Here is a 21,268-nt window from a genome sequence, read left to right as displayed (position 1 = left end):
AGCTGATACCTACAAACTTATATGTATATTATAAAACCTAAGAAAATATATCATTTTTTATTCTGATTCATAAAGTGGTTTTTTCGTGCCATTACCAATTTTAATCCAATGGAATAAAGAGGAAAAATTTTCATGAAATTCAATTTAGTAGTTTACTACTAAATAATAATCTTATATACTTATTCCACAAGATAGATAAAACGCATGCAAAACGATATATTATAGATAAAACGCATGCAACTTTCTTATTTTTGACGAAAAGGGGTAACAACATGACAAAAAACAGATGGTTAATCGCTTTATCAGCTATCGCCATTCACCTTTCCATTGGTGGTGCATACGCCTATAGCGTATACAAAAAACCTTTAGTTGAGACTATGGGGTGGTCAGAAACTGAAGTAACGTTAGCATTCACAATAATGATGGCGCTTGCAGGAACTTCTGCAGCCTTCTTTGGTAAATTCGTGGAAAAAAATGGCCCAAGAAAGTCTGCTATGGTCGCAGCTGTATTATTCGGCTTAGGACAAGCCGGTTCTGGTTTAGCAGTAATGGTCGATTCACTTCCGCTTTACCTATTGACATATGGAGTTTTAAGTGGACTTGGCATGGGGATCGGGTACATTTCACCAGTATCCACTTTAGTCAAATGGTTCCCAGATCGCCGGGGATTGGCAACAGGAATGGCAGTATTAGGATTCGGTGCCGGAGCTCTCATTACAGCCCCAGTAGCTGCAAGCCTTATGGAATCCGTTGGCATTTATACTACATATTATATTTTAGGAGCAGGCTATTTCATACTGATGTTCTTAGGTGCATCCTATATTGCACCTCCAAAGGCCAACTGGCTACCTGAAGGAATGAAGAAAGATATTGAGTCCGGTAAGAAAGAACTAAAGAAAGACCTAAGGCAATTAACTGCAAAAGAAGCGGTTAAAACTAAACACTTCTGGATGTTATGGTCCATGAAATTGATAAATACAAGTGCAGGGATCATGATGATTTCTGTAGCTTCACCTATGGCTCAAGACGTTGTTGGTCTGTCTGTAGCAGGTGCAGCAACATTAGTCGGGATTATGGGAATCTTTAATGGAGGAGGAAGACTTGGCTGGGCAGCAGCATCTGATTATATTGGCCGTCCAAATGTTTTCGTCATTTTCTTCATCATTCAAATCGGAGCGTTCCTTTTACTTCCAACGACTACAAATACACTATTGTTCCAAGGACTCATCTTGCTGGTCGTTAGTTGTTATGGAGGAGGATTTTCAAATCTCCCTGCGTTTGCCGGGGATTTATTTGGAACTAAGGAAATTGGGGCCATCCACGGTTATCTTTTAACTACGTGGTCTCTAGGCGGGGTTTGCGGACCAATGTTGGTTACTGCAATCAGGGAAAGTACGAACAGCTACATCCCGGTATTCTACGTTTTCGCAGTATTAATTGCGATAGCATTCGCCATCTCCATCTGGCTGCGTCTCGACATTAAAAAAATGCAAAGTAAACAGAAACAAGGAGTAACGAACACATTTAGTAAAATATCCTAATTTAAAACCTTGCAAAAGGCATTATCAAGTAAACTTCCCTAAACGGAATTTACCTTTGATGATGCCTTTTTTTAGTTTGTTTATGGCCATAACGGTGTATCTTTTGGAACTGAAGCCCATCCGGAGATTTTATGGATTATGTCATCCCCTCTTGAACCTTTGCTCGTGCAGTTGTGATCATTTCTAAATTGAAACATTACAATCGAATTAAAGTTGAATGATAAACATTCATCATTATAACATGTTTTGCACCAAACATTTGAACAAGTTATTTAGTTTAACATTAAGCTAAATCAGGGAATCAAGTAAGAGATGGAATTAGGGGGGATAGTCTTGTGGATCAATAAACCGTTTTTCAAATATGCATGCGCGACCATTTTGATCATTTTAATTATTTTTTTACTAGGTAAGATTGATTACGTTCTGCTGCCGCTACAAAAAATCATTGCTGCCATGTTTTTCCCAATTATTGTGGCTGGGCTTTTATACTATATATTACGGCCGGTCGTTAACTTATTAACTGAATTTATCCCGAGGTCAGCTAGCATCTTCACCGTGTTTTTGATTATATTTAGCATAATTGGGATGGTAAGTTACTTTGGAAGTCCAGTAATCGTGGACCAATTTCAAAAATTATCTGAAAACCTCCCTAGCAAAGTCAAGGAATTCTCTAAAGAATCTGAAGTTATGATTGAAAAAAATGATTTTGGCATGGTTAATATGGAAGTTCTAAAAGGAAAAGCGGTCTCGCATTTGAAAGATTACTCGGAAAAACTATTAGTGAATGTCAATACCATTTTTTCCACGATCACTAGTGTATTAACAGTATTGGTCATTACACCATTCATTTTATTCTATTTCTTGAAGGATGGAGGTAAATTAAGACCATTTCTATTAAAATATATACCGAACGATGTTGAATCAGAGGGGAACACGATTTTAAAAGACGTCGATAAAGCCCTTTCAACTTATATTATCGGTCAATTTATCATATCAATCGTTATTGGGACTTTGATGTATATCGGCTACCTGATTATCGGTCTCGATTATGCACTCGTATTAGCCATATTCGCCATGATTTTTACCGTTGTACCATTCCTTGGTCCATTAATAAGCATCATCCCTGCCCTTTTCATTGCCTTACAGCAAGACATTGGGTTGGCAGTGAAAGTACTCATTGTCCTTACCGTTGTTCAACAGGTCGAAGGGCACTTGGTTACACCGAATATTATGGGAAAACGGCTTAACATTCACCCACTTACCATTATCTTATTGCTGCTTGCTGCAGGATCAATATACGGTTTCGTTGGCATTTTAATCGCTATCCCCGCTTATTCCGTAGTAAAAACAATTATAGGGAATTTCAGGAGGTTTTATAGATTACGGAAAAGGGTTACATAAACAAGTATGGTTGTCTACGCACCTTAATAATGGAGCTATATCCTTAGTAATCCTATTAGAAGTATTTTTTTAAAAAAGGACATCCCCTCAACGTTTTAGATTGTAGTCAACCTCTATGAGAAGCGGGTTTGCCTGCAGTTTTTATTTCAAAAAAGTTCCTATTGATTTCCGAAATCCGCTCCCTTTTCGCCGACTGTCTGCCAAGCCTCCTCGACGCAAGCGTCTTTGGAGGCTTGGCTAGCCAGTTAATCGGGAGGAGTGCCGCATATTTCTTCAATCTAGTGAGGGTTTAAAACAGTTAAAAACCATAAAGAATTGTCTAATTCAGTTGATTGGAACGGAAGGTGCGAGACTCCTGCAGGAAAAACGCGTCCAAGGGAGACCCCACAGGGGCAAAGAACGCCGAGGAGGCTCCCCGGACCGCCCGGGGGAAAGCGAGTGCCTGGAGTGGAAATGAAAGTTCAAATTTTACAAACCCTCAAAAAAAGTTCCAGTTGATTTCACCGTAACAAGAAGGATAACCTATTTTTGTTTTAAAATCATGGTTCGGGGTGAGACCATTCCGTGCCTCCTTTTGTAGACAAGCTAAAAACGTTGATAATTCTATCAACGTTTGTTTAATAATTTTTTAACACAGCGTTTGAAAAATGCTTTGAAGCTTTTCTTTTTAATAACTTGCTGGACATCATATTGCTTCTCGATATAAATTTCTTCTTTGTTTATGGCATTAATTTCTGCTAATACCAGACCCAAATCGGAGTTATGATCTTTGTTTAGGACAATTTTGTAAGGAATATTATGACTCATTGCCAATTTTATATATTTCCCTAAATATTGATAGTCCATCTGACCATTTAAAAACAAATTTGAACGGGGATGCTTCTTCATCATTTGCTCTATCTCCGGATATACATTCGTTTCAAAGACTTGCCTTTTTTTTAGGACGATGACGACGCGCTCCCGTAATGTGCCCAGAAATTCCCTACGTTCACCAGGCTTGATTTCTTTTGGACCATGGATGCCTTGTTCTAGATAGTCCTCCACCTTTAGGCGTGACAATTCTTACCCACCTCCGCTTTCACTTCAATAATGTATGTAATATGGCCAAAATTAGTGCCCATCATTTTCTGGGTATGCAAAAAAGCAGAAAGTGCCCTGGGTTTAATATTACACATTTTTAGTCTACCCCCACTTTAAAAAATTGTCACTCTAGCTTCACTTCATGCATAGGATAGTATATGTGTAAATGTAGGTTGCTTAAATGAGGGACGGGGAAAAAAATGAAAAAATTAATTGTATTTATATTAATATTCGCTTTTAGTTTTGTTGGGTTCAGTAATACTTCAGATGCGGCAGCAAGACAACTGATTATCATCAATAAAGCCAATAATCAGCTTGCCTATTACGAAAATGATAATTTGGTGAGGGTATTCAGCGTGGCGACAGGAAAGAAAGCATCCTACACTCCTGAAGGAAAGTTCAAGGTAGTGACAAAAATTGTGAATCGGCCTTATTATAAAGGCAACATTAGAGGCGGAGACCCAAAAAACCCTCTAGGTAAAAGATGGCTGGGGATCAATGCAAGGAATACACCAGGAAATACGTACGCAATACACGGCAATAATGATCCTAACACCATTGGGAAATATATAAGTGCCGGTTGTATTCGTATGTATAACAATGATGTTCAATGGCTGTACGATAGGGTAAAAATGAACACTGTAGTGTTGATTGCCAGTTCGAATAAATCATTTGCCACCATAGCTGCCACGAATGGATATAAAGTGAGCGGATCTGTGAGCCTACCCGTAAATACCAACGCTTCCCTGAAGAAAGGAAGCAGTGGCCCCCAAGTAATTGAACTGCAAAAAAGATTAACTAAACTTGGATACAGCACTAAAGGAGTAGATGGGTCATTTGGAAAAAATACTGAAGCTGCTGTAAAGAAATTTCAAAAAGCCAAAAAACTCACTTCCGATGGGGTCGTCGGACCCAAAACGAAAAAAGCGCTTGGACTTAAATAATTTTCATTATCGATATCCACTGTTTAGAGGATATCTTTTTTTATGTTTTATATGTACAAACTATACATTATTACCCATATCGTCTTTAATTTTCCACCATCCGTTATTGACTTTATGTTATAATTTATACATCAACAGCTAATCATAATCGCATTGTCATTACATACAAGGAGGTAATACAAATGTACGATGAAATTCTCTTAACATCCATTAAAGCAATTTTTGTAATTGGTACCATCGCGATGTTTGTGATTTTAGGATTCGTAAAAGGACGCCGTTTTTAACTTTATCTAAAATATTCTCACTTGCCTGATTACATGTATTATTTTCATACCGGTAATCAGGTTATTTTTCACTCAGAAAAAAAGCATATCCTCTCTGGGCATGCTTTTCCTTACCAATTCCAATAATCCGTTTTATCTAAAAGTTGATCGATGTCAAATGTATCAAGATGGAATGGAACTGACTCTTCTGCAATCGCTTCAGTGGCTGACAATAATTGGTCGATATCAATAATGGCCAAAACAGTCCTCTCCCTTTTTTAATGGTCTTTACCCTCATTTTTAATACATTAAACACTTCGTTCAAAAGAAATTTTATTTGAGGGTTTCCTTTAAATTTTACATTTGACATTCATTTTAGATGCAGTGAGTCTTTTTCAGATCCTTCCGGAGAAAGCGTATGTATCAATTTAACCAGCTTATAAAAGGTCCCGCTGCAGATTGTAACCTCGGGCAGATTATGAAATATTGATTTTTTATTAATATGATAATTGTCTTTCTCTGGTGAATACACAATAATTTTCTTATTTAAAGATAAAGCATATCCAAGCTCATATAGATTGCCTTTTCCTGCTGTTAGGAAGATCAGCATGAAATCGGCTTCCTCAATCCCCTTTTTTTCATATTCTCCAATGTCGTCCGTTATTTGGTTTTTCTCATCATTCGTAATTAAATTCAAGTCATTCACACAAGTAAACCCTTTTGAAGTCAATTTCTTGATCAATGACCTTACTTGCTTCATATTTTTTTCGTCTGATGCTATATAATATTTCACACATACACCTCCAAAATATATAACTATTGATACTTTTTACCTATGTTACCTATACTATACATATTCGTTATAAAGAACGCAATATCCTTTACCCAAAAATAAAAAATAATTAAAAGGATTCAAGCGAAACAAAAAACCATCATTCCTTTTACAGGTAATGATGGTTTTTCAAGTATGCAGTGGAATCATTTTCACCTTCGACTTCAGCTAACTCAAAAAATAGTAAACCATATACTCATTTTGGTTTGACATTCCGGGTTATAAAATGTTCATTGAATGTAAAAAAATACAAAATAAAAACCTTGTCCCCTAATCGGCAAGGTTTTTTTATTTTTCATATGTGATATTTTCTATTTCAATCCTGAAGGGTGCAGCCTCACAAATATTAATTCCCCTATCCAGATTCACCTTTTCCATTTCACTTGCATCCGGGATTGTTTTTTTATCGTGAATAAAATGTTCGACCATGGCTTCCAACAGTTCTTGAGCACAAGCTAAGGCATCTACCCGATTCCTACCGCTAACGGAAGAAATAATACCTTCTCGCCTAAAATCCGGGAAACAAACTTGAACGGAAAAAGAATCGATAATCAACGGGTGCTTTTCATAATAGAATACGGCTGGATACTCAAAGATTTGAATGGTCAAAATATCATCCCTTCATACAATATTCAGGTTTTTAAATTAATTATAACATGAATTTCCATTTTTTATAGGTTTAATTTACTTTTCTTTGTTTGTCAAGTTACATTCAATAGGTTGTTATGTCCGTACTAACTGCGAAATAAAAAAACACCAGGAAGATCAGGATCACGACAACATTCAAGATTATTCCAATAATGCTGCACACTTTTCCAGCTGTCACTAATCCATTTCCAGATTCACCAGTAAGCTTAATTTCTTGTTTACTCTTCGATGCAAATATTAAACCTAGAATACCTAATATGATTCCTATGAATGGTATTAACAGCGATAATACCCCCATGATCAATGCTACAATCGCTTTGCTATTGCTTTGTTTGATTTCCGACATATATTCCACCTTCTTTCTTCCTTTATATATACGGTTAATAAAAGCAAAAGATTCATTTTTTTGTGTACTCATTCATCTCTAATATTCCAAGCTATCCTGCCGGTTAATTCATCATGCACCTGGTCGGATTCATACATGAAAAAAACCCTCTATCTGAATCGTTTGAGACTATAGACAAATTCGAAGAATGCCAGTTTGCCTTTAGTTTTTCTAAAAAACGTTCCAGTTGATTTCAAATATCCGCTCCCTTTCCGCCGACTGTCTGCCAAGCCTCTAGCAGGGTCTTGGCTAGCCAGCAATTCGGCAGGAGTGTCGCAAACTTCTTCAATCTTTTGAGGTTTCATCCCATATAAATGAGAAAAAATCATGGTAATCATTCCCATGGAAAAATTGTGACAGGAAATCAGGATGAGACCATCCTACAGTTTTTTATTAAAACATTCCCGTTGATTGGAACGGCAGCTACGAGACTCCTGAAGGCAAAGCGCGCCCAAGGGAGACCCACAAAGTGCGTCAAGGGCGGAAAGCGAGTTCCCTACGTTCAAATTATACAAACAATTGTAAAAATACATGAGGATATCCAAGCCTTATTTTATAACCATGGTCCGAGGTGAGGTCAATCCGAACCACCTTTTGTAGACAAGTAGAAAACGACTCATTTCTGAGTCGTTTTCTTAGGTTCGTTTCAATTCAAGTCTCTGGGCTACCAAAGAAAGACAATAGTTAACAATGAAATACATGAGAGCCACCAGGATCAAAATAGGTATTAAGTACTTTTGACTTTGTCCATATATGATTTGGCCATGATGAGTCAGTTCCGGTAAAGAGATAACAACAGCTAAAGAGGTATCCTTTAATAATGAAATGAATTGGCTGACAATAGGAGGAACCATGCGGCGCAGCGCTTGGGGCAGAATAATATGTATCAATGCCTGTGTATAGCTCAAGCCTGATGAACGGGCAGCTTCCATTTGGCCTTTATCAATCGATTTAAGCCCACTTCGAATGACTTCAGAAAGCATGGCAGACTCGAAAATTGTCAAGGCAACAATGGCTGCCGGAATGATTTCCAGTTTAATTCGCACCTCCGGCAAAGCAAAATACGTAAAAAATATAATTAATAACAGCGGTAAATTACGTACCGTTTCTACAATCAGAGCTAATATTTGTGATAACACCGGCACCTTTGCGTAACGGATTATACCTACAAGCCCGCCAATAATGAAACTTAGAATAATGGATATAAAAGCTACCTGGAGCGTTACCCAAAATCCTTCTAATAAAAACTTTAGATTATCTGGTGTATAGGCACCTGCAAAATCCATATCATATACCTCCCTCAATTACTCCTAGCCAGACGTTTTTCCAAATAACCAACGCCAAAACTTAAAGGAATGGTAAGTATTAAGTAAAACGCTGCAACGAAAATGTACACATCAAACACGACAAATGTCCTTGAAGAAATCAAATCCCCGTGGTACATAAGATCAAGTCCTGCAACGACGGCTAAAATGGAAGAATTTTTAACTAGATTGATAAATTGGTTCCCTAAAGGAGGTATGACTATTTTAACGGCCTGTGGCAATATGACGAGCCTCATTGCCTGCCCATATGTCAGACCTGATGAACGGGCAGCTTCCATTTGACCCTTTGGCACGGAAAGTATGCCCGCTCGAATTGCCTCAGCTATGAAAGATGAAGTGTAAATGGTCAAGGCCAATGTCCCTGCGTATAGACCGCTTAGTTTAAGACCGAGAAAGAAGAAAAAGGTAATGATCAATAACGGTATATTCCGAATGAACTCGACATAGGCGGTACCCAGCCAGTTTAGTGGCTTTATCGGCGCAATCCGCATGATAGCAATAAGCACACCAAGAATCAAACTCGCTACCAACGCGATCAAACTCGACATGATCGTATTTCTAAAGCCTAATAAATACATATCCAGGTTCTCTGTTAAAATGGAGAAATCAAGCACGGCGTACACTCCTTTAACTAGTAAGGATGAGCAAAACGCTCATCCTCATAGACAAATGTTCAAATGTTATTTAAGGTCAGCTTCCCTTATACATTTGCTAAATTGTTTAATGTTTAATCCATTTATCATGGATTTCATCGTACTTGCCTGAATCTTTAAGTGACTTAAGGGCTTTATTCAACTCGTCAACAAAGTCAGCATTTCCTTTTTTCACGGCAATCCCATAAGGCTCTTCCGTAAATGTACCGCCAACAAGTTCATAACTTGGATCTTCATCCGCCATTCCATAAAGGATGGAATCATCTGTGGTCAAGGCATCCCCTTGTCCGGATTTAAGTGCAGCGAACGCTTCGGAATAGTTTTCAAATTCAAGCACTTGTGCTTCAGGAGCTTTTTCACGGATATTTATGGAAGAAGTAGAGCCCTTGACGGCCAATACCTTTTTCCCTTTTAAGCTATCAATCCCCTTAATATCGCTGCCCTTTTTGACTAACAAAGATTGTCCGGCGTCGAAGTAAACATCAGTGAAGTCAACTTCTTTTTTACGATCTTCCGTGATCGTCATAGTCGCTACAATCGCATCGATATCACCATTATTCAATAATGCCATCCTTGTCTTAGAAGTCACTTCTTTAAATTCAACTTTATTCTCATCACCAAGGATTTCTGCTGCAAGAGCTTTGGCAATATCAATATCAAAGCCTTCTACATCTCCAGTTTTAGGATTTTTCAGTCCGAATAGCCTTGTATCATTTTTCACCCCAAAAACGATCTTATCCTTTTCCTTCACTTGTGCGAGAACATCTTTTTCTTTGTCTTTTCCTCCACCCTCTTCAGCCTTGTCTGAATCATTCCCCCCGCCGCATCCAGCTAATAAGATGACAGCCAGTAATGATAGCAAAGATAATTTTAACCATTTCTTTTTCTTCAACATGCAATTCACCCCTGTTTTTTATTTAATGATTTAATATACGGCTAAGGAATAAACGAGCCCTCTCTTCACGAGGATTGGCGTAAAACTCAGCCGGTGATGCCTCTTCCAATACCCTGCCTTCGTCCATGAATACGATTCGATCCGCTACTTCACGGGCAAATCCCATTTCGTGCGTAACCACCACCATCGTCATTCCTTCATGGGCAAGGGCTTTCATCACATCCAGTACCTCGCCGATCATTTCTGGATCCAAGGCTGAGGTAGGTTCATCAAATAGCATGATTTCGGGCCCCATTGCCAAACCCCTGGCAATCGCTACCCGTTGTTGCTGTCCACCTGAAAGCTGGGAAGGAAATGAATTCGCTTTATCTCCAATCCCCACTTTGTCCAAATACTTTAGTGCAATCTTTTTCGCTTCCTCTTCGGATTGTCCTAAAACCTTCCTGGGTGCAAGCATGATATTCTCGATCACGGTTTTATGAGGATACAAGTGAAAATGCTGGAAAACCATACCGATATTCCGACGGAGTTTGTTTATGTCCGTTTTTTTATCCGCTACATTTGAACCATTTATGGAAAGGGAACCTTCCGAAATGGTCTCTAGACGATTAATGCATCGAAGCAGTGTACTTTTCCCTGATCCGGACGGTCCGATGACCACTACCACTTCCCCCTTCTTAATTGTAAGATTAATCTCTTTCAATACATGGAAATCGCCATAAAACTTATTCACTCGGTCAAAAACTATCATAATTAGCCCCCCGCCCATAATCAATCTTCCAAAGCTGAAAATTTATAATAATCAGAATTATAAAAGCGTAATATAGCATTCTCCTAACTCAATCAAATTTTATGTATAATCCTTTCTTCCAATATTATTTCCCAATATTTCGAGAGTTATAGTAAAACGACCATTTTTATTGTTATTTTAAACTAGTAATTTAAATAATATATTCAATATTCACACTTTTTATTATATAAAATTTTTCTTAAAATTACCATATAAACTTTAATTTGTTAAAAATGATATCATATTCCATGATATTATTGCTATATTTCATAAAACTGATAAGTAAAAACTGTTTACCCCCAACCCATTCCCTTTTTTTGTAAAAAATCATTTATTTCCCGTAAGCACAACGAGCTTTTGTAAATCAGCACGAAAAAAAAGACAGCATTTGCTGTCTTTTTCATCATTCCTTTAACGCATCTTCAAATGGCGCTGAATATAAACCTCTTGGCGCCAGCATATCCGTATCCGATTCACGGATTTCCCCACCGAGAGTATATGGACCTGCTGGAAAATAATCAAACATTTCACTTTCCTTATGTATGATCAAGAAATAATCGAATAAATCATCCATAAGCTCCTGATGTTCATCTATTTTCATGATTTCCCCACATTCATCAATTTCAAAGTTTTCATTGATCGCATCTTGAAGTTCCTCGTTATTTGAATACGCGATATAAAAATCGACATCCCCGCACTCCATGCATAGCAAGAGTTTTTCTTCTAGGGCTTCTTCATAGGTTTTCAGAACGATTTCCTTTAAAATGGCATCAATCTTTCCAGTATTAATCAGTTTAATTTTAGTCTGGAACACAAAATCCCTCCAATCAAATCCAGCATTTAAAAAAGTAAACGCCAGTTAAACAAGCTCACCCTTTAATATAAATGAATTGTTGAAGATCTTTTCCCAATCAACATATAAATCCAAGTCCCTAAGTTCGTTTACTAACAACTATGGAAACCTAGCCCAAGTTTTGGTCATGAAGGGCAATACATGCAATCTGTCCGAATCCCGTTTTTTAATCAGCTAGGAATCCTCTGCTTCGTGCATATAATAAGTTTGCCCATTTAATTAGAATCATAATCTTCTATAATACAATGAAAAAGATGATCGGAAGCGTAATCAGGCTTAATGATGTACTTATGAAAGTAGCACTTGATACGAATTCAGGCTCCGTATTGAATTGGAGCGCATACATCGTAGTGTTGGCCGCCGTTGGCATGGCAGCTACGATGACCATGATATGCCTGACCATGTCACCCACTGGTAAGGCAAGTGATAACAGGAAGGCAATGGCTGGTGAAACGGCAAGTTTAAGTAGCAGCGAAACTGATAGCTTTCGATAGGCAATCTTTTTCAGGGAAATGTTGGCCAGCTGCATTCCCAGTGTAATCATGATTGTTGGGATCGCTGCATTTGCAACAAGGTTAATAGCTTCCATAACCGAATTGCTTAAAGGTATGTTCACGAACTGAAATACTGTACCCGCAATGGCTCCATAAACAATTGGCATCCGGCATACTGCTTTAATCGCTGTTTGAACTCCGTTACCTTCCGGGCTGCCCTTTGCTGCGAAATAAATGCCTATCGTGCACATCACTAACTGCTGTCCCACCATAAGGATGATTGCATAATCGAGTCCTGCGGCTCCGAATAACAGGAAAATTACGGGTGTTCCGTAATTCCCGTTATTCATGAATGCCGATGCCAATATCATGCCGCTTGTTTCAGTGACTGTATAATTGCGGAAAAAAGATATGATGTAGACTACCAGAATGAGAGAAAGACAAAGTACTATCGTGAATAAGAATAGATAAAAATAATTAATCGTAAATTCTGCGGAATAAAAAGTTCGGAATACAAGAAAAGGTGACATTAAATATAATGCCATCGTGGAAATCGATTTTGTATCAAGTTTAAACTTTTTCTGACCGATGAAACCTAAAACAAATATACCGAATATCGGTAAAAGAACTCCCAAAAACCCCATGCATATCACCTTCATAATTCTAATGATTTTCTTCTAACAATATCAGTTTTATAATTATTTGTAAAAATTCTTTTAAACCACTTTTGATTGCACGTTATATATTCTAACGTAAATGAATTTTCTTTATTTTCAGAAAATATTGTTCCATTTCCCAATGCATATGGTATATTGTTTATTATATTTACGTTAATAAACGTAACATCAACACTTTTTGGTTATTAATATATGAAGGGGTGTTTTTTAGTGGATGTAAAATTCATGGAGATGGCTGTTCGGCTTGCATATGAAAATGTTGTGGCAAAGAACGGGGGACCTTTTGGTGCTATAATCGTTAAAGATGGCAAAGTCGTAGGCAGAGGATGTAATAATGTGACAACGGCCAACGATCCTACAGCTCACGCCGAAGTGCAGGCGATTCGTGATGCATGCAGGAATCTCGACAGCTTCCAGCTTACAGATTGTGAAATTTACACTAGCTGCGAACCTTGCCCCATGTGCATCGGTGCTATTTATTGGGCACGTCCAAAAGCCATTTATTACGCATGTACTAAAGAAGACGCTGCACTTATTGGCTTTGATGATCACTTTATATACCAAGAACTTGCCTTGCCAATGGAAAAACGCACGATAAAAATGGAACAACTGTCTTTTAATGACCACGAATTACCATTCCGAACATGGGAAACCAATACTGAAAAAGTGAAATATTAACCGGTTATATTTTTGCCAAAGGGGTTACGCATATGAATAAAAACTTGCTTAAAAGGAGAATAGACGTTGCTGCAGGGAGAACGCCTGCGGATTGCGTCATTAAGAACGGACAAATCATAGATGTTTTCAATGGTGATATCTATACAGGCGACATTGCTATCGTCGATGGTTTTTTTGCTGGAATTGGGCGTTATGAGGGTATTTCAGAAATAGATGCAACAGGAAAATTCGTATGCCCTACATTCATTGATGGCCATGTCCATATTGAATCTTCGATGGTAAGGCCATCGGAACTCGCAAAAATCCTCCTTTTACATGGTGTGACCAGCATTATTGCAGACCCTCATGAAATTGCCAATGTTTCTGGCAAAATGGGCATGGAATATATGATTGATCAATCCGATCAACTTCCTTTTGACTTTTACTTCATGATGCCTTCTTGTGTACCTGCTACTGAGTTTGAACATTCTGGTGCTGTCTTAAGAAGTGAAGATTTAATTCCGTTTTATCAGAACCCGAGAGTGCTCGGTTTAGCCGAAGTCATGAATTTCCCGGCCGTTTCACATACGGAGGAGGATATGCTGCAAAAAATATACGATGCTAATAGACTAGGCAAAAGCATCGATGGCCATGCGGCAGGATTATCCGAACAACAGCTCGATGTTTATATGTGTGCAGGCATTAAAACGGATCATGAATGCACTACAGCGGAAGAGGCAAAAGAAAGACTGCGTAAAGGAATGTATCTTATGATCAGGGAAGGCACCGTTGCCAAAGACTTAAAAAACCTGATTCCAGTTATTAATGAGAAGAACTCCCGCCGTTGTTTATTCGTCACCGATGACCGGCACCTTGACGATATTGTATCTGAGGGTAGTATCGATCACAACGTTCGACTTTCCATAAAAACAGGTGTCCCGCCAATAACCGCCATTCAAATGGCGACCATTAATGCAGCTGAATGTTTTGGCTTAAAGGAAACTGGTGCCATAGCACCTGGATACAAGGCAGACTTTCTTATATTGGATGATCTTGATTCAGTCATCATCCACTCGGTCTTTAAAGAGGGAAAGCTTATCGTTCAAAATAATCGTTTACTTAACTTTCCACCTGAAAAGGAACAGGTCATTGACGACGGGTTGAAGCACTCCGTTCAATTTCATGAAATAACGGAAGGTGATTTGGCGATACCTTTTAAAAATAAGTTCGCTAATATTATTGAGATAACTCCAAACAGCTTGATTACAAAGCATTCGATTGAACCGGTTACACTTAATCAGGATGGGCTATTCCGGTTCTCCAAACATGTTGATCATATAAAACTTGCTGTAATTGAACGGCATCATATGACCAAACAAGTAGGTCTAGGAATCGTCAAAGGGCTCGGTTTGAATTCAGGTGCAATTGCCACGACAGTAGCCCATGATTCACATAATTTGATCATTGCCGGGACGAATGATCAAGATATGCTTATGGCAGCAAATGAAATCAAAAAAATGCAGGGCGGATTGACCGTAATCCAAAATGGGGAAATACTCGCTTCACTTCCCCTTCCGATAGCTGGATTGATGAGTGAATGGAATTATATGGATGTAGTCCGTTCATTGAAAAAAATCGATGGAGCCCTATTGAAACTGGGTGCCAACAGGCATTTCAACCCTTTCCTTACACTTGCATTCTTGGCGTTGCCTGTCATCCCTGAAATTAAACTGACGGATCAGGGTTTATTTTCAGTTTCTGAGTTTAGGCATATTCCTATCGAAGCATCAAAGCCAGTCGATAAAATTTAACCCCCTAGTCGGGGTTTTTTTCTTCTCACCCCAGTAATTTCTAAATGAATCAGGTTCCAACTCGACTTAAACCGGGAAAAGGATATTATGGGTATCATCTATGTTAAAATAAAATTAAACACAAATCTTTCTTGGAGGAGATAAATATGGCAAAACATGATCAACAAACCATAATTGGATACATAGGCACTTACACAAAAGGAAACAGCAAAGGTATTTACCGCTTCACTTTAGATACAGCAGAAGGAAAACTCAGTACACCGGTTCTTGCAGCAGAATTAACCGATCCAACTTATATCGCCATCAGCCAGGACAAGAAGAATCTCTACGCCATTTTAAAAGAAGCGGGCAGCGGTGGAGTTTCAGCCTATTCGATCAATGAAGAATCAGGTGAGCTTACCTTCTTGGGCAAACAACTGACACCAAATGGCTCTTCCTGCCATATAAGTGTCGACAGCAAGAAACAGGTCTTGGTCACTTCCAGTTATGGAGAAGGCGTGATTGAATCATATCCGCTTCTTGACGATGCGACCCCTTTGCCCGTATCATCCACTGTTCAGCATAAGGGTCAAGGACCGAATGAAGAACGTCAGGAAAAAGCGCACACTCACTTCGCCGGGTTCACACCGGATGAAAGGTTCATTGCTGTAGTCGACCTAGGAATAGATAAAGTAAAAACCTATAAAATAGATAATGGGGTTTTGGAAGAAGTAAACAGCTTATCTGTTGCTCCCGGCAGCGGACCACGGCATTTGACCTTCCACCCAAACGGAAAATTTGCGTATGTTATGGCAGAGCTTGTACCTGAAGTCATTGTTTTGAGCTTCGATAGTCAAACCGGAAGCTTTTCTGAAGTACAAACAGTTCGGTCCGTTCCGGAAGATTTCAAGGAAAATAACCAAGGAAGCGCCATTCATATTTCTGATGACGGGCAATTCATATATGCCGCAAATCGCGGACATGATAGTATTGCCGTTTACCAAATCAATCAAGAAACTGGCAAACTGGCATTCGTTGAACTGGTTTCTACCGAAGGACATTGGCCACGTGATTTTTCATTGGATCCTAGCGGAAAATTCCTAATCGCTTCAAATGAACAATCAGGAAAACTGACACTATATTCCCGGAATGAACATGACGGTAAGTTAACATTATTGCAAAAAGATGTTCAAGTTCCCTTCCCTGTTTGCGTAAAATTCTTATAATCGATAATAAAAAAGGATTGAAGCTTGTACCACAGCTTCAATCCTTTTTTATTATCCTTCTTTAATTCCATTTCTCCGCCATTTCGGGAAAATCTATATATGGGTTACGATTACCCTGCATTTCATGTATAGCCTGGTTTCTATGTTTTTCATAAGTGCTGACCGGAAAAAGCCGATGCCATTCCATAAGCAGCGCCAGGTCAATATTGCCGCTATCGATGATGCCCTCATATCTGAGTAAAAAGTATAAAGTAGCCCTCGCCACGATGCCTTTTCCGTATTCAGGCTCGAATTTACCCTCCTCTGATTTCCCGCAACCCGCTTTTATACCGGCAGCCGATTTCTCAGGGATATAATCCTTAAAATCATGGTATGGATAGTTACTCCGGCTACTGTTACAAGTTGGTTCACAGGCGAATAGATGATGCAAATCCCCCCTCATCGGTTCTTTTTTAGCGAACCATGATTGAGGTACCACATGTTCACAATTAACGAGAATGTTCTCCGTATTTGTTGACTCTATGCCTCTTGACACCAATTCTAGTATACGGATATCTTCCTCTATTACTCGTACAGGATCCATACCTTTACCGGAATACAGACTTTTCAACTGGCCATTTTCCTGTAAGTCCACCCAAGGGTAAACATGACGATGTGGTGAGTAGTTCAGCTGGTTTTTATGGGTTGCCACAAGTAGGTCCTTCAATCCTTCCCGGTCCAAGGAACCATCTTTATAGTATGCTAGCTTAAGTTCCTGATCTTTGTTTTCATCATAGTATTCGCGGTTTTCATTGAAGTTCACAAGTGCAGCCATTGCCATTTCCCGTTCTTTTTCAAGTACTTCAAAACTATACTTCATCCACTCATCCCCCCGCTTCTATTAAAACCTAACTTTTACCATAATTTTAGTTTAATAGAAATCCATCGAGAAAAAAAGGTCCTTTAGAAGGGTCTAACGAAGAATTTCAATAAAATGGGTAAGGATTTTCGCCGTCATTCCCCAGATTACCCGATCATTAAATAAGTAAAAATATTCTTCCATCTGTTTTGGCTGCCATTTATAATTCTCCCCGCCAACGACTAAATCATGGGGGAAGTTGTCATGCGGTTCCACCTTATATTTGACATGATAAATCTCTGGCGGTTTTTCCATGAAAAAGGATAGCGGGACCGTAAAAACGGTTTCTACCTCAGCTGGATTAGGTATTATCCGTTGATGGTTACGAACAAATCCTGCATATGGATAGACAATCATCCCAAATGGAGATACCAAATAATCGATTGGAAAGACATTATCGATATCTTCTTTTCTCAAATTAAGTTCCTCATATGTTTCCCTTAGCGCAGCCGCCTGTTCATCATGGTCCAATTTGTCTATTTTCCCGCCCGGAAAACATATATCCCCCGGCTGCCTTCTCAGTTTGTGTGAACGCTCTTCGAAAAGAACATGAACTCCATCTTCTTTCTCAATAAGCGGTACCAATACAGCATACTTAGAAAAATTTCCACTCCCTAAAATTTCAGGGATATGTAATGTCAGTTTTTTTGTTATATCCTCATTATTCATGTCCCTCACCTCTTCTGCCTGATAGTATTGATTTTCTGCTACTCCTTATCATTCCATTTTCGAACATCCGCTATAACTAATCAAGGAAAACGATTCCAAAATGTCCCCTAAGTTCGCAATAGAATCCTTTTCCGCTTATTCTTCCTAGATCATTGCCAAAAGCACCGTTCAAATTTCTGAACGGTGCTAAAATTAAACGCAGCAGTCTCGTTTAAAAAGCAAAGTATGGATGCGATCTTTCTTAAATAAATAGTGAGTATCAGCAGGTATATACAGAAACTTGATTAAATGCTGAATTTTCAGTTTTTTTACCATCACCTTATTTTCATAGTTCAGCTAACGTTCGCTTTACCGTCGTTATGATGAATGAAAAATCCTCTTCAGTTATACTAAGTGGGGGAGCAAGAGTCAGGACATTATTGAAACCTGCTACTGTATCACCATTTTTACCTATGATCAGCCCCTTTTCTTTGCATGATGCAATCACTTTATTGATTTTGGAAAGTTCGATTGGTTGTTTTGTAAGTTTATCTTCCACTAGTTCAATGCCTACCAATAAACCTTTCCCACGTACATCCCCAACATTGGGATGAGATTTGATTTCTTCAAACTCTTGCAGAAAGCGTAGACCTAACTCCTTAGACCGTTCTATAAGTTTTTCATTTTCATATATTTCAATATTCTTCAAAGCAAGGGCACAGGCAGCCGGATTGCCTCCAAATGTATTTACATGTCGAAAGCGGTCATAAACGTCTGAGCCAATATACGCTTCATAAATTTCACGTTTGACTGCTGTAGCGGATAATGGCAGATAAGCGCTCGTGATTCCTTTAGCCATTGTTACGATGTCTGGTTTTACATCATAGTTCATAAATCCGAATTTCTTACCAGTACGACCAAACCCGCAAATGACCTCATCCGAAATGAGAAGGACACCATTTTTCTCACAAATTTCCTTGACACGTTTCATATAACCATCAGGCGGCATCAAAATTCCGCCCCCAGTGATGATTGGTTCCATGATGACCGCAGCCACCGTTTCGCTCAACTCCCATGTAATGGTACGTTCAATTTCCGCTGCACTTTTTTCACCGCTTTCATCCTCTGGATTCCGGTAAGAATCTGGCGGTGATACATGAAGAAATCCTGGGGCGAGTGGTTCATATTTATATTTTCGCTGCGCCTGCCCGGTAGCTGACAGGGCGCCCATTGAATTCCCATGATAGCCGCGATAACGGGAAATGAATTTATAACGTCCATGTTCACCTTTTTGCTGATGATACTGCCGCGCAATTTTAAAAGCAGTCTCATTCGCTTCTGAACCGCTGTTAGAGAAGAAAATCACATAATCCCCACCAAGCCATTCATTTAATTTCTCTGCTAGCTTAATGGCCGGTATGTGGCTATTCGTTAAAGGGGCATAAGGAAGTTCCTTCAGCTGCTCGTAAGCTGCTTCAGCCAGTTCCGTGCGGCCATAACCAACGTTGACACACCATAAACCTGACATCCCATCCAGGTAACGATTCCCATCAACATCCGTTATCCATGCTCCTTGCCCGTTTTTAATCACCATTGCTTCAGGGCTGGATTCAGCCCCTTTCATATGATGCCATACATATTTACCATCCATCGCTTTAAGATCCTGACCCTGTTTTTCAACCTGCATAAGCTGCACTCCTCCTAAAATAATGTATAAATGAAGGCCGACCACACTTTGTGTCGACCCCCACTTTCCTATCAGTATCTTGCCGTCAACATTTTCTTTCTAGTGTAAAATTCAACGCCGTCTTTCCCATTGGCATGAAGGTCTCCATAAAATGAACTTTTATATCCAGAAAATGGAAAGAATGCCATTGGTGCGGGTACCCCGAGGTTAATACCAAGCATCCCTGCATCAATTTCTTCGCGAAATTCCCGGATGGCTTTTGCACTATCCGTATAGAGGCAGGCACCATTGGCAAATTCAGATTGATTGGTCAATTCAATTGCCTCTTCCAGGGTATTAACCCGAACTATGGATAAGACAGGGGCAAAAATTTCATCCTTCCATATTTTCATATTTGTTTTCACATGATCAAATAATGTCGGTCCAACGAAATAGCCATTTTCCTGATCGCCTTCATTCCTGCCATCACGAAGGAGGACAGCTCCTTCTTTTTCCCCAATTTCAATATATTGTTCTGTTCTCTTTTTATGAGTATCACGGATCACAGGTCCCAGGAAAACGTCCTTATCCATTCCATTTCCAATCTTGATATCATCCGCTGCAGCCTTTAATCTCTCAACAAGCGAATCTCCAACTTCCCCCACCGCAACAACCACTGATGCAGCCATGCAGCGCTCGCCTGCAGATCCGAAAGCGGCATTCGTTATGTTCGTTACCGCATTATCCAAATCCGCATCAGGCATGACGATTGAATGATTTTTCGCTCCTGATAAAGCCTGGACACGTTTTTTATTGGCAGCTGCCGTTTTATATACATACTCTGCGACAGGCTGGGATCCAACAAATGATACCGCTTTAATGTCTTCATGTTCCAAAATCCCATTCACGACATCGTGGGCACCATGGACAATATTGACAACACCATCCGGAACTCCGGCTTCTGTCAATAATTCCACAAGACGGTTGGCTAAGAGCGGTGTCCGTTCTGAAGGTTTTAAGATAAACGTATTTCCACAAGCAATTGCCAGCGGGAACATCCAACATGGCACCATCATCGGGAAATTAAACGGCGTAATTCCGGCAACGACACCCATTGGATACCGGTACATGCCAGATTCAATGCCTGGGGAAATATCAGGTAGCTGACTGCCCATCATCAAGGTAGGCGCACCTGCTGCGAACTCCACGCATTCAATCCCACGCTGAACCTCACCATATGCTTCTGTATAGCTTTTTCCGTTTTCGATAGTGACCAGCTTTGCAAGCTCATCCCAATGTTCTATCAATAATTGTTGGTAACGGAATAGGAAGCGAGCTCTTTTTGGAACGGCCACCTTTTTCCATTCTTTATAAGCCTTTTTAGCAACCTTCACCGCTTGGTTTACATCTTCCTTTGTTGAAAGGGGAACGATTGCCAATGCTTCTCCTGTTGCCGGATTAGGCACTTGTTCATGTTTCGAAGTTGTGGAATCCACCCATTTTCCACCGATATAATTTTTCAACGTTTCTACATCATTGATTACTGCCATTAATATACCCTCCATTTCAACACGATTTCATAGTTTCATTATATTTTTCAAA

21 protein-coding genes are annotated in these 21,268 nt (G+C 39.3%); 6 read left to right on the top strand and 15 right to left on the bottom strand.

Annotation, left to right across the window (positions count from 1 at the left end):
* Positions 1–272: 272 nt before the first annotated feature.
* On the top strand, positions 273–1,541 hold the full coding sequence (locus FNK51_RS22180) for an L-lactate MFS transporter (protein ID WP_098369531.1): 1,269 nt from the start codon (positions 273–275) through the stop codon (positions 1,539–1,541).
* Between the two features lie 333 nt (positions 1,542–1,874).
* A complete protein-coding gene (locus FNK51_RS22175) occupies positions 1,875–2,942 on the top strand; it encodes an AI-2E family transporter (protein WP_141994701.1) in 1,068 nt (355 codons plus the stop codon).
* Positions 2,943–3,548: 606 nt separating this feature from the next.
* On the opposite strand, the gene FNK51_RS22170 is transcribed toward FNK51_RS22175, so the two are convergent.
* Entirely contained in the window at positions 3,549–4,001 is a 453-nt protein-coding gene (locus FNK51_RS22170) for a YueI family protein (protein WP_286178826.1), read from the bottom strand.
* A gap of 221 nt (positions 4,002–4,222) precedes the next feature.
* On the opposite strand from FNK51_RS22170, the gene FNK51_RS22165 reads away from it, so the two are divergent.
* The gene (locus tag FNK51_RS22165) at positions 4,223–4,966 is read left to right on the top strand and encodes a L,D-transpeptidase family protein (protein WP_141994700.1); all 744 of its coding nucleotides are present in this window, start codon (positions 4,223–4,225) and stop codon (positions 4,964–4,966) included.
* Between the two features lie 394 nt (positions 4,967–5,360).
* Here FNK51_RS22165 and FNK51_RS27325 read toward each other — a convergent pair whose 3' ends face one another.
* The 10 genes from FNK51_RS27325 to FNK51_RS22120 all read right to left on the bottom strand — a co-directional run bounded on the left by FNK51_RS27325 (position 5,361) and on the right by FNK51_RS22120 (position 12,748).
* Positions 5,361–5,489 (bottom strand): hypothetical protein, encoded by a 129-nt coding sequence (locus tag FNK51_RS27325; protein ID WP_260398137.1) that lies wholly within the window; start codon positions 5,487–5,489, stop codon positions 5,361–5,363.
* 110 nt (positions 5,490–5,599) lie between these two features.
* Positions 5,600–6,043 (bottom strand): nucleoside 2-deoxyribosyltransferase, encoded by a 444-nt coding sequence (locus FNK51_RS22160; RefSeq protein ID WP_260398143.1) that lies wholly within the window; start codon positions 6,041–6,043, stop codon positions 5,600–5,602.
* A gap of 306 nt (positions 6,044–6,349) precedes the next feature.
* A complete protein-coding gene (locus FNK51_RS22155) occupies positions 6,350–6,670 on the bottom strand; it encodes a type II toxin-antitoxin system HicB family antitoxin (RefSeq protein WP_076369562.1) in 321 nt (106 codons plus the stop codon).
* A gap of 103 nt (positions 6,671–6,773) precedes the next feature.
* The gene (locus FNK51_RS22150) at positions 6,774–7,055 is read right to left on the bottom strand and encodes a DUF4190 domain-containing protein (RefSeq protein ID WP_098369527.1); all 282 of its coding nucleotides are present in this window, start codon (positions 7,053–7,055) and stop codon (positions 6,774–6,776) included.
* A gap of 674 nt (positions 7,056–7,729) precedes the next feature.
* Entirely contained in the window at positions 7,730–8,380 is a 651-nt protein-coding gene (locus tag FNK51_RS22145) for an amino acid ABC transporter permease (RefSeq protein ID WP_098369524.1), read from the bottom strand.
* 14 nt (positions 8,381–8,394) lie between these two features.
* Positions 8,395–9,033 (bottom strand): amino acid ABC transporter permease, encoded by a 639-nt coding sequence (locus FNK51_RS22140; RefSeq protein WP_098369523.1) that lies wholly within the window; start codon positions 9,031–9,033, stop codon positions 8,395–8,397.
* A 106-nt stretch (positions 9,034–9,139) separates the two neighbouring features.
* Positions 9,140–9,967 (bottom strand): transporter substrate-binding domain-containing protein, encoded by an 828-nt coding sequence (locus tag FNK51_RS22135; protein ID WP_098369522.1) that lies wholly within the window; start codon positions 9,965–9,967, stop codon positions 9,140–9,142.
* Between the two features lie 22 nt (positions 9,968–9,989).
* Positions 9,990–10,718, bottom strand: coding sequence for an amino acid ABC transporter ATP-binding protein (locus FNK51_RS22130; RefSeq protein WP_098369521.1), 729 nt, complete (start codon positions 10,716–10,718; stop codon positions 9,990–9,992).
* Between the two features lie 442 nt (positions 10,719–11,160).
* Positions 11,161–11,571 carry a hypothetical protein gene (locus FNK51_RS22125; RefSeq protein ID WP_141994699.1) on the bottom strand — a complete coding sequence of 137 codons (411 nt, stop codon included), beginning with the start codon at positions 11,569–11,571 and terminating at the stop codon, positions 11,161–11,163.
* Between the two features lie 274 nt (positions 11,572–11,845).
* On the bottom strand, positions 11,846–12,748 hold the full coding sequence (locus tag FNK51_RS22120; RefSeq protein WP_098369519.1) for an AEC family transporter: 903 nt from the start codon (positions 12,746–12,748) through the stop codon (positions 11,846–11,848).
* A 225-nt stretch (positions 12,749–12,973) separates the two neighbouring features.
* Here FNK51_RS22120 and FNK51_RS22115 point away from each other — a divergent pair, with 225 nt between their 5' ends.
* From FNK51_RS22115 to FNK51_RS22105, 3 genes are all read left to right on the top strand, one after another.
* Positions 12,974–13,459 (top strand): nucleoside deaminase, encoded by a 486-nt coding sequence (locus tag FNK51_RS22115; RefSeq protein ID WP_141994698.1) that lies wholly within the window; start codon positions 12,974–12,976, stop codon positions 13,457–13,459.
* Between the two features lie 32 nt (positions 13,460–13,491).
* A complete protein-coding gene (ade, locus tag FNK51_RS22110) occupies positions 13,492–15,249 on the top strand; it encodes an adenine deaminase (RefSeq protein WP_141994697.1) in 1,758 nt (585 codons plus the stop codon).
* Between the two features lie 146 nt (positions 15,250–15,395).
* Positions 15,396–16,454, top strand: a complete 1,059-nt coding sequence (locus FNK51_RS22105) for a lactonase family protein (RefSeq protein WP_141994696.1) — start codon at positions 15,396–15,398, stop codon at positions 16,452–16,454.
* A 61-nt stretch (positions 16,455–16,515) separates the two neighbouring features.
* On the opposite strand, the gene FNK51_RS22100 is transcribed toward FNK51_RS22105, so the two are convergent.
* The 4 genes from FNK51_RS22100 to FNK51_RS22085 form a co-directional block, all read right to left on the bottom strand.
* Positions 16,516–17,313, bottom strand: coding sequence for an endonuclease I family protein (locus tag FNK51_RS22100; RefSeq protein WP_141994695.1), 798 nt, complete (start codon positions 17,311–17,313; stop codon positions 16,516–16,518).
* Positions 17,314–17,406: 93 nt separating this feature from the next.
* Positions 17,407–18,021 (bottom strand): NUDIX hydrolase, encoded by a 615-nt coding sequence (locus tag FNK51_RS22095; protein WP_141994694.1) that lies wholly within the window; start codon positions 18,019–18,021, stop codon positions 17,407–17,409.
* Positions 18,022–18,346: 325 nt separating this feature from the next.
* A complete protein-coding gene (locus FNK51_RS22090; protein ID WP_141994693.1) occupies positions 18,347–19,687 on the bottom strand; it encodes an aspartate aminotransferase family protein in 1,341 nt (446 codons plus the stop codon).
* A 71-nt stretch (positions 19,688–19,758) separates the two neighbouring features.
* Positions 19,759–21,216: a CoA-acylating methylmalonate-semialdehyde dehydrogenase gene (locus FNK51_RS22085; RefSeq protein ID WP_141994692.1), complete on the bottom strand. Its 1,458-nt coding sequence runs from the start codon at positions 21,214–21,216 to the stop codon at positions 19,759–19,761.
* Positions 21,217–21,268: the final 52 nt, after the last annotated feature.

The sequence above is a fragment of the Bacillus sp. B4EP4a genome, assembly GCF_006680105.1.
In the GTDB taxonomy this organism is placed as follows: domain Bacteria; phylum Bacillota; class Bacilli; order Bacillales; family DSM-1321; genus Peribacillus; species Peribacillus simplex_E.
Note: the sequence above shows the minus strand (reverse complement) of the source record. Positions and strands in the feature narration are given on the sequence as shown.